The following is a 13,116-nucleotide window of genomic DNA, read 5'->3' on the forward strand; positions in this document are numbered from 1 at the left end:
CTACGCTGGCGCGCTGTACTTGGCGCGGTGTCTAGACTCGCTCCGCTCATGCACGCATCCAGTTCCTTCCCGGGAGAGGCACAGGAGGCGGATGAGATTTCGGCGTCTGTACTTTTGAGTGGTGACGAGCGGTTGGGCACCCTCCACTGCAGCAGGAGTGCGAAGCGTGAAGCAGGCAAGTGCAGAGCTTTCGCGCCTGTGGCGCGAGTTCCTTTTGTCTTGGCAAAAGGAACCAAAACCGCTGTCGCCGACGCAATCCGGTGCGGTGAAGCCGCACCGGTGCCCCGCGCTCCTCGCCACGCGCGGCACGGCGCCCAAACTCGCTGCGCTCAGACAAGGGCGCCTCTTCGGCCGCGCGCAGCTGCGGTGCTCGGCTCGCTTTAAGGCGACCGGGTGAAGCAGGAGCAAGAGCAAACGGCAAGGCCGGAGCAGAGCCTGTGGTGTCGCGGCGGCCGATCGGCGTCGATTAGCAGAGCAAATGCATGCAAAACCAGATCTACAGCGACAGCGAGAATCACACACGTCATGTAAGCCTTCGCAGATATATCCGATCGGCCGGTTTGTTTGAGCACGAGCATCTGTCGCCCGGAGTCAGCAATCACGTGTGGCTGCTCTCCACTTCGCCTACTCGGCGGATGCAAATCAAACCAACGGTCTCCGCAGGTGAATCGCCAAGCGGTGCTCTGCGCCACTCCATCGTCAGGCTAGACCCACGCGTTACTGCAGAACTCATTTCATGAGTACACCGCGTACAGGGCTAGCGACAGTTCGGCGACGCTGGTCCGCCACAATCGCGGTCACCCGTCGGCACACAAGCGGGCTCCGGTGCTCCGCCTAGCGCACCAGGAGTTGAGACCAATCGAGCAGCTTCTGCACGCTTGCTCATTACCACCTCCAGCAGATCGCTACAGCGCACGGTCGTACCACGCGCCTGCCCACACCCCTGTCCACAACCGTCGCGCTCACCAAACAACAGACCACCAAGCCACAATGGCTCCGTATCTCGGCCAAAGAAAAGCCCGGTGATGCCGGGCTTTTCCGTTTTATCGATATCAGAAGGGCTTACAGCTGCGCTTCTTCGATCTGGATCTTGTAGCGCTTGCGCATTTCCTTGACGTAGGCCTGCGCCGCATTGCCGCCGTCGATCTGACTCAGCTGCTCGCGCAGCATGGTCTGCTGCTCGGCCGGCATCTGCTTAAGATCGCCCGGGGTCGATTTACTCACCACGAACACCGCATAACGCCCGCCAGTGAGCTCAACCTTGCCAACCGACGGCTTGCCTTCGGTCGGGCGCGGGGCGCTGAAGATCGCGCGATTGGCGGCGGGCGTCGGCACCGGCGCGGTGCGCGGCAGCCCCGGAATCGGCGTGACCTGCAGCTTTTCGGCCGCCGCGAGCGATTGCAGGGTTTCACCCTTCTGCACACGCGCAAGCAGCGCGTCGGCCGCAGCCACCGCAGATTTCTTGGTGCGGTCCGCATTCACTGCGGCAATCACCTTCTCGCGCACCTTGTCCAGCGGCAGTGTCTGTTCGGCGGTGTGATTGGTCACGCGCAACACCACGCTGTGATTGGGCGCAATGGTGATCGGGTCGCTCACCGTACCGTCCTGCACCAGCGTCTCGGAGAACGCCGAGCGCAGCACCGCCGGGTTGGCGGCAATGCCGCTGGCATCAGTTCGGGAGAACGGGCCCAGCGTCTGCACCGGCAGGCCGACCTGCTTGGCCGCCGGCTCCAGCGCGGTGGGGTTTTTGTAGACCTGGTCGACGAGCTTGCCGCTCAGGTCGGCAAACGCCTTGTCGGCGTCGGCCTTGAGCTGCTCGGCAGCCAATTGGTCACGCACCTGCTCGAACGACTTGCCCTGCCCACCCTTGACCTCACGCAACTGAATCACGTGGTAGCCAAACTCGGTCTTGATCGGGCCGACCACATCGCCTGCCTTCATCGCGAACAGCGCGTCTTCGAACGGCTTGACCATCGTGCCCTTCTCGACCCAGCTCAGATCGCCACCGGCGTCCTTGGAACCCGGGTCCTGCGAGTTGGCCTTGGCCAGCGCAGCAAAGTCCGCGCCCGGCTGCTTGGCCTCGGCAGCCAGCTTGGCCGCTTTTTCTTCAGCGGCCTTCTGCGCAGCGGCATCGCTGCCGGCACTGATCAGGATGTGCGATGCCAGACGCTGATCCGGCTCGACAAACCGTGCCTTCTCTTCTTCATAGCGTTTACGCAGCGTTGCTTCGTCAGCCGCGGTGGCGGGCGGCAAGGTAGCTGCATTGAGCTCGACGTATTCGATCGTCACAGTTTCCGGCTGGCGGAAATCCTGCGGATGCCCGTCGTACCACTGCTTGATCTGTGCATCGCTGACCGGCGCGGTATCGGCGGTCGGCTCCGGCAGCATCGCCAACTCGACATCGCGCGTCTCGCCCATCAAGGTGAGCAGGCGCTCGAATTCACTCTTGGTCGCAAAGCCCGATTCGGCCACCGCTTGCGGAATCACCGACTGCTGCAAGCTATCGCGCACCAGCGCGTCGAACTGCGCAGGCGTGCGCGGCGGGGTGCCCTGCGCAAGCGCTGCGCGATACTGATCGGGGCTGAACTTGCCATCGATCTGGAAGGCCGGAATATTGGCGATGTAATCGCGCACGGTGACATCACCGATCACGATTCCCGCATCTTCCGCACCCAAACGCACGACCTGCTCGTCGACCAACTGATCGAGCACCTGCAGTTTGTTCTCGCGCGATTCGAACTGACGCGGGTCGAAATTCTCGCCCTGGCGCTGACGTTCCTGCATACGCGATTGTTCGAAGCGCGCACGGAAATCCTGCGTGCTGATCTCATGGTGCTGCCACAGCAGCGAGACCGGCCACCATGACGGTGCGGACTTCCACCATGTCGGGGGTGCCTGCACCTTGGCCACGTTGTTGGCGCCAATGCCGCCAAGGTAGCTGTTGTCGATGACGAACAGGAACGGAATCATCAGCAACCCCAGGATGGCGGTAGCGATCCAGCCTGACGTCTTGTCGCGAAGTTTCTGCAGCATTGGCAAATCACGGCCTGTGGGCGAGCCGCGCAGTGTAACGCGCTTCGCAGCCGGGCACCCAGCCCGACACCACCGTAGCGCCAGCCGCTTGTCCGGTTACCAACGGAACGCAGTGACCTCGGCCAAAAAAAAAGCCCCCGACACAAGGCCGAGGGCTTGGAAAAACTGGCGGAGCGGACGGGACTCGAACCCGCGACCTCCGGCGTGACAGGCCAGCATTCTAACCAGCTGAACTACCGCTCCGCTTTAAACTTGGACATCTTCTCTCCACGACATCCGCGCAATGCAAATGCTGTAGAGAAAACGAAGCCCCCAATCGCTCAGGGGCTTCGGTGTAACTGGCGGAGCGGACGGGACTCGAACCCGCGACCTCCGGCGTGACAGGCCAGCATTCTAACCAGCTGAACTACCGCTCCGCGCTTGAAACTTTTGCCTGGTGCTTATCTGGTGGGTGCTGAGGGTTTCGAACCCCCGACCCTCTCCGTGTAAGGGAGACGCTCTACCGCTGAGCTAAGCACCCTAGCGAGTCGATTAGTTTACTGCATCCTTCAGGGCTTTGCCAGCCTTGAATGCAGGATTCTTCGAAGCAGCGATCTTGATGCTGTCGCCCGTCTTCGGATTGCGGCCGGTACGCTCAGCGCGCTCGCGGACCTGGAAGGTGCCGAAGCCAACGAGGGTGACAGCGTCGCCCTTCTTCAGCGCCTTGGTGATTTCGCTCACAACCGCGTCGACAGCACGGCCGGCTTCAGCCTTGGAGATGTCAGCAGCAGCGGCAACGCCATCGATCAATTCGGTTTTATTCATTCTTGAAACTCCCTTTGCGGCAGATGCCGCGGAATCGACAATCGGCGCTCTTGCCGTTAGCGAAGAACCCGACACAAGTGGTATCGCGTGACGCATCACATTTTGCCGCGCCCACGAGTCGTACATTTATACCAGCGCACCCAAGCGCGCGCAAGCCAAAACCCAATAACGACGCGGGTTTTGGCCTGTTTTGCCTGGGTTTAAAGAGCGCACTTTAATGCTTGACGCGGGTGCCCGGTGTGGTACGCGACTTGCCGCGCACCGCTACACGCGAGGCGGTCTTGCGTGCTTTTTCCTTGCCGGCTTTCTTCGGCGCCAACGGGCGCTCCAGGGCCAGATCCAGCACTTCGTCGATCCACTTCACCGGCACGATCTTCAGATCGCGCGTGACGTTGGCCGGGATGTCCGCCAGGTCCTTGCGGTTCTCATCGGGGATCAACACGGTACGGATACCGCCGCGCAGTGCCGCCAGCAATTTCTCCTTCAAGCCGCCGATCGCAGAGACGCGGCCGCGCAAGGTGATTTCGCCGGTCATCGCCACGTCCGCACGAATCGGCACCTTGGTCAGGATCGACACCAGCGAGGTCACCATCGCAATACCTGCGCTGGGGCCATCCTTCGGCGTGGCACCGTCGGGCACATGCACGTGCACGTCCTGCTTCTGCAGGAAATCCACATCGATGCCCAGCCGCTCTGCGCGCGAGCGCACCACCGACAAGGCCGCCGATGCCGACTCCTTCATCACGTTGCCCAGCTGACCGGTGAGGATCAGGTTGCCCTTGCCCGGCACCAGCGTGGACTCGATCTGCAGCAGTTCGCCACCGACCTCGGTCCATGCCAGGCCCGTCACCAAGCCAATCTCGTTCTCTTCTTCTGCACGACCGAAATCGAAGCGGCGCACACCCAGATATTTATCCAGGTTCTTGGATGTCACCGTCACCAGCGCCTTGGGCTTGGCCTTCTTTGCGACCGCCTTCTTGGCCGCCGGCTGCGGGCCGGCCAACGCGATTTCCTTGACCACCTTTCGGCAGATCTTGGCCACTTCGCGCTCGAGGTTACGCACACCCGACTCACGCGTGTAGTAACGCACCACGTCCTGGATGGCATCGCTGCCGATCTCGATCTCTTCCGGCTTCAAGCCGTTGGCCTTGATCTGCTTGGGCACCAGGTAGCGCATGGCGATGTTGAGCTTTTCATCCTCGGTATAGCCGGGGATGCGGATCACTTCCATGCGGTCCAGCAACGGGCCGGGGATATTGAGCGAGTTGGAGGTGGCAACGAACATCACCTCCGACAGGTCCAGATCCACTTCAAGATAGTGGTCGTTGAAGGTGTGGTTCTGCTCGGGGTCGAGCACTTCCAGCAACGCCGACGACGGATCGCCACGGAAGTCCATCGACATCTTGTCGATCTCATCCAGCAGGAACAGCGGATTCTTGCTGCCGACCTTGTTGAGGTTCTGCACCAGGCGGCCCGGCATCGAACCGACATAGGTCCGGCGATGGCCACGGATCTCGGCCTCGTCGCGCACGCCACCCAGGCTCATGCGCACGAACTTGCGGTTGGTCGCCTTGGCGATCGACTGACCCAGCGACGTCTTACCCACACCCGGCGGGCCGACCAGGCACAGGATCGGGCCCTTCATCTGCTTCACGCGCGACTGCACGGCCAAGTACTCAAGGATGCGTTCCTTGACCTTGTCCAGACCGTAGTGATCGGCATCCAGGGTGTCCTGCGCAACCTTGAGATCCTTGCGAACCTTGGTGCGCTTCTTCCACGGCACGCCGAGCAACCAATCCAGATAGTTGCGCACAACCGCAGCTTCGGCAGACATCGGCGACATCTGCTTGAGCTTGTTGAGTTCGGCCTTGGCCTTGGTCTCGACCGGCTTGGGCATGCCGGCCTCGGCGATCTTGCGGGCGAGTTCTTCCAGTTCGCCGGGCGCGTCGTCCAGATCGCCCAGTTCCTTCTGGATCGCCTTCATCTGTTCGTTGAGGTAGTACTCGCGCTGGCTCTTTTCCATCTGCGACTTGACGCGGCCGCGGATGCGCTTTTCCAGCTGCTGCACGTCGATCTCGCCATCGACCAGACCAACCAGCAGCTCCAGCCGGTCGCCGATCTCGGTGATTTCGAGCAGGCGTTGCTTATCAGCCAAACGCACGCCGATGTGCGCGGCAATGGTGTCGGCCAGACGTCCGGGTTCATCGATGCCGGCCAGGGTCTGCAGCAATTCCGGCGGCAGCTTGCGGTTGGTCTTGACGTACTGTTCGAACAGCGACATCAGCGAACGCGCAATCGCCTCCAGCTCACGCGGCTCGCGTGCATCGCTGGCTTCCACTTCGGTGCCGCGGCCCTGCAAGGCGCCGTCCTGCTCTGCCACCTTGTCGACGGTGACGCGCGACAACCCTTCGACCAGCACCTTGATCGTGCCATCGGGCAGCTTGAGCAGTTGCAGCACCTGGGCGAGCGTGCCGACCGTGTACAGATCGCCCGCTGCCGGGTCGTCGGTCTCGGCCGACTTCTGCGCAACCAGCAGGATGCGCTTGTCCGCCTCCATGGCTTTTTCCAGCGCGCGCATTGACTTGTCACGGCCGACGAACAGCGGAATCACCATGTGCGGAAACACCACCACGTCGCGCAGCGGCAACACTGGCAGATCGAGAATTTCTGGTTGAGACTGGGCCATGGGGCGCTCCGCGGGATCGAGGAATTGGGGCGTAAAAAAAGCCGATGGCCCCGTTATGGGGCCATCGGCGAGGTGTTGCAAGTAGCGGTCGGAAACCCTTTAGCCGCCAGCGAGGCCACGGCCTGCCGGCATCGCCGCGAGGCCTCAGTCGCCAGACGCGGCCTTGGCCGGTGCCGGCTGTGCCTGGTAGATCAGATACGGCTCGGACTTGTGTTCGATCACCGATTCGTCCACCACCACCTTGCTCACGTTTTCCTGTGACGGCAGCTCGTACATCGTGTCCAGCAGCACCGATTCCACGATGGTGCGCAGGCCACGTGCGCCGGTCTTGCGCTTGAGCGCCTTCTTAGCGATCGCCGACAGTGCGTCTGGACGGAACTCCAGTTCCACGCTTTCCATCTCGAACAGCTTCTTGAACTGTTTGGTGATGGCATTCTTCGGCTCGGTCAGGATCTTGATCAGCGCGGGCTCATCGAGCTCCTCGAGCGTGGCGACCACCGGCAGGCGGCCGACGAACTCGGGGATCAGGCCGAACTTGATCAGGTCTTCCGGCTCGACTTCGGCCAGGATCTTGCCGACTTCCTGCTTGCGCTCGCTGCTCTTGACCTTGGCGCCGAAGCCGATACCACCGGCATCGTTGGAACGCGCCTGGATCACCTTGTCCAGCCCGGCAAACGCGCCGCCGCAGATGAACAGGATGTTCTTGGTATCGACCTGCAGGAATTCCTGCTGCGGATGCTTACGCCCACCCTGCGGCGGCACCGAAGCCACCGTGCCTTCGATCAGCTTCAGCAACGCCTGCTGCACGCCTTCGCCAGACACGTCGCGGGTAATCGACGGGTTTTCGCTCTTGCGCGAGATCTTGTCGATTTCATCGATGTAGACGATGCCCTGCTGCGCTTTCTCGACGTCGTAGTCGCACTTCTGCAGCAGCTTCTGGATGATGTTTTCCACGTCCTCGCCGACATAGCCGGCTTCGGTCAGCGTGGTGGCATCGGCAATCGTGAACGGCACATTGAGCAGGCGCGCCAGCGTTTCGGCCAGCAGCGTCTTGCCCGAGCCGGTCGGGCCGACCAGCAGGATGTTGGACTTGGCAAGTTCGACCTCGTCGTTCTTGCTCCGGCTCTCGATCCGCTTGTAGTGGTTGTACACCGCCACCGCGAGCGTGCGCTTGGCGCGCAGCTGACCGATCACGTACTGGTCCAGCACCTCAAGGATCTCGCGCGGCTTGGGCAGGCTGGAACGTGCCGACTGCGCCTTCTCTTCGAGTTCCTCGCGAATGATGTCGTTGCACAGCTCCACGCACTCATCGCAAATGAATACGCTGGGACCGGCAATCAGCTTGCGGACCTCATGCTGACTCTTACCGCAGAACGAGCAGTAGAGAATCTTGTTGCTGTCGCCGGAACGACCTTGGCGGTCTTCGCTCATGCTTCTGTTACCCAGTTACCCCACCCGATGCACGGGGGTTCGATTTCGAGAATAGCACAGGGTCGGGAGGACATTCGTCCAGCCCGACCCTGCCAGTTTTTCCAGCAATTTCAGGCGTCTGCGACTCAAGACGGCTGGATCGACTCTTCCGGACGGCGTTCCAGCACCTGATCCACCAGGCCATAAGCCTGTGCATCGACCGCGCTCTTGAAGTTGTCGCGTTCGGTGTCGCGCGCGATGGTCTCCAGCGACTGGCCGGTGTGCTTGGCGAGGATCTCGTTCAAGCGCGAACGCAAGGTCAGGATCTCGCGGGCGTGGATGTCGATATCGGTCGCCTGGCCCTGGAAGCCGCCCAGCGGCTGATGGATCATCACGCGCGAATTCGGCAGCGCATAGCGCTTGCCGGCCGCACCGGATGCCAGCAGCAGCGCGCCCATCGAGGCCGCCTGGCCCACGCAGATCGTGCTCACGTCCGGCTTGATGTACTGCATGGTGTCGTAGATCGCCATGCCGGCGGTGACCACGCCACCGGGCGAATTGATGTAGATGCTGATGTCCTTTTCCGGGTTGTCCGCTTCCAGGAACAGCAGCTGCGCCACGATCACGTTGGCCATATGGTCGTCGATCGGACCGACCAGGAAGATCAGACGCTCCTTCAGCAGACGCGAGTAGATGTCATACGCACGCTCGCCACGGCTGGTCTGCTCGACCACCATGGGCACCAGGTTCAGGGCTTTAGTCACAATGCTCATCAGTCTTCCTGTTGTGGCAGCGGCCTGTGCCGATGCCCGTGTGTGAGATCCGCACCCTGGCTAACCGGATGCGGGCTCGTACCACGCGGTCGCGTTAAACGCGAATCGCGTCCTGGAACGAAAGCGACTGCTCGGTGTGCTTGGCGCGCTCGGCGATCCAGTCGATCACCTGCTCCTCCATCACACGGCTCCGCAGCCCACTCATCAGTTGGGGGTCGTTGCGGTACATCTCAATGACCTGTTCCGGCTCTTCGTAGGTCGAGGCGATCAGACGCAGCGTTTCGCTGACACGCTTGGATTCCAGGCGCAGCTCGTTGCGACGCGCGACTTCGCCCACCAGCAGGCCTACCAGCACGCGCTTGGCAGCGGCGTCCATGAACCCCTGGTGCGCATCGGCCGGGATCTCGCCCGGGTTGCGGCCGCTGCGACGCATCTGGTCGACCTGTTGCGCCAGCATCGAACGGGCTTCGTTCTCGACCAGGCGCGGCGGCATTTCCACGTGCGCGTAGGCGGCGATCAGTTGCTCGCCCACTTCACGGCGCAGACGGTTCATCAGCGCACCCTTGAGCTCGCGCTCCAGATTGGTGCGGATGTCGGCGCGGAACTGCTCGGCATCGCCACTCTTCACGCCGAAGCTCTTGATGAACGCCTTGTTGACTTCCGGCAGCACCGGCTCGGACACCTCGACCGCCTTGACGTGCACCTGCACCGTCTTGCCAGCCAGCTGCGGCACGCGCCAGTCCGCCGGGAAATCGATGCTCAGGGCCTTGTCTTCGCCCTTGGACAGGCCTTCCAGGCCTTTTTCGATTTGGTCGAACATCACGCCCGAGCCCAGCACGCTGCTGCCGGTCTCCACGCCTTCAGCGGGCAGACGCTCGTTGCCGGCCTGCGACCAGGTCTCCAGCGCGACCAGATCACCGACCTGCGCGCCGCGCTCGACCGGGTTCCAGGTGCGGCGCTGCAGACGCAGGTTCTCGATCATCTGGTCGATGTCGGCATCGGTGACTTCAGCGGTGTGACGCACCACCGACAGGTTGGTCACGTCGATGTCGCCGAAATCCGGCACCACTTCGAAGGTGGCGACGAAATCGAAATCGCTCTCGCCCTGGTCGATGCGTGGGTTGCCGGCCAGACGCAGCGAGTGCTCGCGCACCGCCGAATCGAAGGTCTCACGCAACAGGCCTTCCATCGCCTCGGCACGCACCTGCTGACCGAAGCGCTGCTCGATGACCTTGGTCGGCACCTTGCCGGGCCGGAAGCCCTTGATGCGCGTGGTCCGCGCCAGTTCGCGCAGGCGACCACCAACATGCGTCTCCAGGCGCTCCTGCGGCAGGGTGAAGGTCAGACGGCGTTCCAGATTGCCGGTGGATTCGATCGATGCTTGCATGTTGACTCCTGCCACCGACAGCACACGGCGTCGGCACGAGATGGAAGAGACGGGTTGACGGATGGCGAGAAAGCCGCCGAGCCTTGTAGTTTCGCCGATAACGGCGGCCGCTGCCAGCGGCATGCGAAGAACGGGCTGCGCTGCGGGGATACGCCTGCCGCGGGGCGCGTAAAACGACCGGAACATTCACGGCCGCGCTGCACTGGTGCGAAAGGGGGGACTCGAACCCCCACGCCTTGCGGCGTCAGAACCTAAATCTGGTGCGTCTACCAATTCCGCCACTTTCGCGAGGCTGCACGTGCAGGTGCATTGTTGCAGGGATGCCTGCAAAGAAAAAGGCACCCGCACTGCGAATGCCTTTTAATTGGTGGGCCGTCAAGGATTCGAACCTTGGACCTATTGATTAAGAGTCAACTGCTCTACCAACTGAGCTAACGGCCCTGAAACTGGTCGCACATTGTATGTGCGTTTTTGCTTCGTTGCAACACCCCGCGACGCATCGGGTCAAACTTTCCTGCAATCAGTGGGGTGGCTGAGGGGACTCGAACCCCCGACATCTGGAATCACAATCCAGTACTCTAACCAGCTGAGCTACAGCCACCACTGAAACCTACTTCCTACCGCACCGCCGATGGCGCGCCCGACAGGACTCGAACCTGTAACCGCCGGCTTAGAAGGCCGGTGCTCTATCCGGTTGAGCTACGGGCGCCCGGACCGAACTTCGCATTCCCACGCCGCCAAAGAGCTCAGAGTGGTCGGGGTAGAGGGATTCGAACCCCCGACATCCTGCTCCCAAAGCAGGCGCGCTACCAGACTGCGCTATACCCCGGCGGGACCTTTCAATCCCGAAGGCTCGAAAGGTCGACTATTTTGGGAACGATTGACGCTGCTGTCAATCACCACGCGCAAAATCGATCATCCGGTATCCTGACGCCTGCAGTCATTCACCTCGCACGCCAGCACGGCGGGCACAACCTTCATGGAGAACATCATGCGTAGCGGCAACCCTGCCCTTCGGGAATCCACGTTCCTCGACCTCGGCTCCGGCTCGGTGGTCACCCGCGACGGTCAGGCAATGACCCTCAACGGCACCGTCAACAAGACCGGCCTGTTGTTGTTGATGGCGGTAGTGACCGCCGCGTTTGCGTGGTCGCAGTCGGTGGGTGCCGACGGCATGCCGCTGCCGGCCGCCAAGCTGTACATGATCGCCGGTGCCATCGGCGGGCTGGTGTTCGCACTGGCGACCTCGTTCAAGCCGACCTGGGCACCGGTCACCGCGCCGCTGTATGCGCTGGTGGAAGGCTTCTTCCTCGGTTCGATTTCCGCCGTGTACGAGGCACGCTTCAACGGCATCGTGTTCCAGGCGGTGCTGCTGACCTTCGGCACCATGTTTGCGCTGCTATTCGCGTACCGCAGCGGCATGATCAAGGCCACCGAGAACTTCAAGCTGGGCGTGGTCGCGGCGACCGGCGGTATCGCGCTGGTGTACCTGGCGACGATCGTGCTGGGCCTGTTCGGCGTGCGTATCCCTTTCATCCACGACTCGGGCCTGATCGGCATCGGCTTCAGCCTGTTCGTAGTGGTGGTGGCGGCGCTGAACCTGGTGCTGGACTTCGACTTCATCGAGAGCGGCGTGGAGCACGGTGCGCCCAAGCACATGGAGTGGTACGGCGCGTTCGGCCTGATGGTGACGCTGGTGTGGCTGTACATCGAGTTCCTGCGCCTGCTGTCGAAATTGCAGTCGCGCAACTGAGGCGTGAATCGGGAATCGGGATTGGGGAATCGCAACAGCGATCCCTTGGTCTGATGGCTTGACACTGGCTTCAAGCAACCCACTTCCAAAAAGAAAGGGCGCCGTCGGCGCCCTTTCTTTTTGTGCGATCTACCCGCGCGCTCAGAGGCGGCTGGCGATGGCCTTGGCAAAGCCCATGGTGTTGCCGGTGCCACCCAGGTCGGGGGTCAGCGAGTCCTTGGCTTCCAGCGTGGCGACGATCGCTTCGCGCAGGCGTTCGGCGTTCTGCGGCTGGCCGATGTGGTCCAGCATCTGTGCCGCGCCCAGCAGCAGCGCGCACGGGTTGGCCTTACCCTGCCCTGCGATATCCGGCGCCGAGCCGTGCACGGCCTCGAAGATCGCCGCGTCCACACCGATGTTGGCACCCGGCGCCAGGCCCAGGCCGCCGACCAGACCGGCACACAGGTCGGAGATGATGTCGCCGAACAGGTTGGTGGTCACGATGATGTCGAACTGCTCCGGACGCATCACCAGCTGCATGCAGGTGTTGTCGACGATCATTTCCTGGAATTCGATTTCCGGGTACTGCGTGGCGACATCGCGGGCGACTTTCAGGAACAGGCCCGAGGTCGACTTGATGATGTTGGCCTTGTGCACCGCGGTGACCTTCTTGCGGCCGGTGGCGCGCGCCAGGTCGAAGGCGTAGCGCACGATGCGCTCGGAGCCCTTGCGGGTGACGCGGGCACCGGAAACGGCTACTTCGCCGTCGGCCGAGACTTCCTGGCCTTCGCTCAGGTAGGCGCCTTCGGTGTTCTCACGCACCGTGATCAGGTCCACGCCATCGGCGAAACGCGACTTGGTATTGGGGAACGACTTGGCCGGACGCACGTTGGCGTACAGGTCGAACTTGCGACGCATGGCGACGTTGATCGAGCTGAAACCCTCACCGACCGGCGTGGTCAGCGGGCTCTTCAGCGCCACCTTGTTCTTGGTGATCGAGGCCAGGGTGGACTCAGGCAGCAGATCGCCGTGCTTTTCCAGCGCGACCAGGCCGGCATCGGCGTACTCGTAGGTCAGGCCAGCCTGCAGCGCGTCGAGCACGAACAGCGTGGCATCCATGATCTCCGGGCCAATACCGTCGCCGCGGATGACCGTGATTGTCTGCGTCATAACGTTGGGTTTCCGAACTTGAAGGGGGGAGCGCCAGCCGGAAGCCCGGCTCACCGGCGCAAGGAGGTTTCACCGGCAATTATGCCCGATGCCGGTGAAGGCGCCCAAACCGACCTTGGTC

8 protein-coding genes and 8 tRNA genes are annotated in these 13,116 nt (G+C 62.3%); 1 reads left to right on the plus strand and 15 read right to left on the minus strand.

Going from position 1 to position 13,116, the window contains the following annotated elements:
* Positions 1–1,062 precede the first annotated feature (1,062 nt).
* The 14 genes from ACCQ09_RS16490 to ACCQ09_RS16555 form a co-directional block, all read right to left on the minus strand.
* Positions 1,063–3,033, minus strand: a complete 1,971-nt coding sequence (locus tag ACCQ09_RS16490; RefSeq protein WP_040941688.1) for a peptidyl-prolyl cis-trans isomerase — start codon at positions 3,031–3,033, stop codon at positions 1,063–1,065.
* A gap of 166 nt (positions 3,034–3,199) precedes the next feature.
* Positions 3,200–3,276: transfer RNA gene (locus ACCQ09_RS16495), tRNA-Asp, on the minus strand.
* Positions 3,277–3,372: 96 nt separating this feature from the next.
* Positions 3,373–3,449: transfer RNA gene (locus tag ACCQ09_RS16500), tRNA-Asp, on the minus strand.
* Between the two features lie 29 nt (positions 3,450–3,478).
* Positions 3,479–3,553, minus strand: a tRNA-Val gene (locus ACCQ09_RS16505).
* Between the two features lie 11 nt (positions 3,554–3,564).
* Positions 3,565–3,837 (minus strand): non-specific DNA-binding protein Hbs, encoded by a 273-nt coding sequence (hbs, locus tag ACCQ09_RS16510; RefSeq protein WP_002806049.1) that lies wholly within the window; start codon positions 3,835–3,837, stop codon positions 3,565–3,567.
* 214 nt (positions 3,838–4,051) lie between these two features.
* Entirely contained in the window at positions 4,052–6,523 is a 2,472-nt protein-coding gene (lon, locus tag ACCQ09_RS16515) for an endopeptidase La (RefSeq protein WP_011036186.1), read from the minus strand.
* Positions 6,524–6,667: 144 nt separating this feature from the next.
* Complete coding sequence (gene clpX / locus ACCQ09_RS16520; RefSeq protein WP_011036185.1) at positions 6,668–7,954, minus strand: ATP-dependent Clp protease ATP-binding subunit ClpX; 1,287 nt, start codon at positions 7,952–7,954, stop codon at positions 6,668–6,670.
* 125 nt (positions 7,955–8,079) lie between these two features.
* The gene (clpP, locus tag ACCQ09_RS16525) at positions 8,080–8,706 is read right to left on the minus strand and encodes an ATP-dependent Clp endopeptidase proteolytic subunit ClpP (protein WP_002806026.1); all 627 of its coding nucleotides are present in this window, start codon (positions 8,704–8,706) and stop codon (positions 8,080–8,082) included.
* Positions 8,707–8,800: 94 nt separating this feature from the next.
* The gene (gene tig / locus ACCQ09_RS16530; protein WP_040941689.1) at positions 8,801–10,093 is read right to left on the minus strand and encodes a trigger factor; all 1,293 of its coding nucleotides are present in this window, start codon (positions 10,091–10,093) and stop codon (positions 8,801–8,803) included.
* Between the two features lie 203 nt (positions 10,094–10,296).
* Positions 10,297–10,381 (minus strand) — tRNA-Leu (locus ACCQ09_RS16535).
* 77 nt (positions 10,382–10,458) lie between these two features.
* A tRNA-Lys gene (locus ACCQ09_RS16540) sits at positions 10,459–10,534 on the minus strand.
* An 83-nt stretch (positions 10,535–10,617) separates the two neighbouring features.
* Positions 10,618–10,694, minus strand: a tRNA-His gene (locus ACCQ09_RS16545).
* 31 nt (positions 10,695–10,725) lie between these two features.
* Positions 10,726–10,802 (minus strand) — tRNA-Arg (locus ACCQ09_RS16550).
* A gap of 43 nt (positions 10,803–10,845) precedes the next feature.
* Positions 10,846–10,922, minus strand: a tRNA-Pro gene (locus ACCQ09_RS16555).
* Positions 10,923–11,084: 162 nt separating this feature from the next.
* Between ACCQ09_RS16555 and ACCQ09_RS16560 the strand changes: the two genes are divergently transcribed.
* Entirely contained in the window at positions 11,085–11,846 is a 762-nt protein-coding gene (locus ACCQ09_RS16560; RefSeq protein ID WP_012439084.1) for a Bax inhibitor-1/YccA family protein, read from the plus strand.
* A 141-nt stretch (positions 11,847–11,987) separates the two neighbouring features.
* Here ACCQ09_RS16560 and ACCQ09_RS16565 read toward each other — a convergent pair whose 3' ends face one another.
* Positions 11,988–12,995 carry an isocitrate dehydrogenase gene (locus ACCQ09_RS16565; RefSeq protein WP_011036181.1) on the minus strand — a complete coding sequence of 336 codons (1,008 nt, stop codon included), beginning with the start codon at positions 12,993–12,995 and terminating at the stop codon, positions 11,988–11,990.
* Between the last annotated feature and the right edge of the window lie 121 nt (positions 12,996–13,116).

This window comes from Xanthomonas sp. NCPPB 2586, from assembly GCF_041475775.2.
Taxonomy (GTDB): Bacteria; Pseudomonadota; Gammaproteobacteria; order Xanthomonadales; family Xanthomonadaceae; genus Xanthomonas; species Xanthomonas campestris.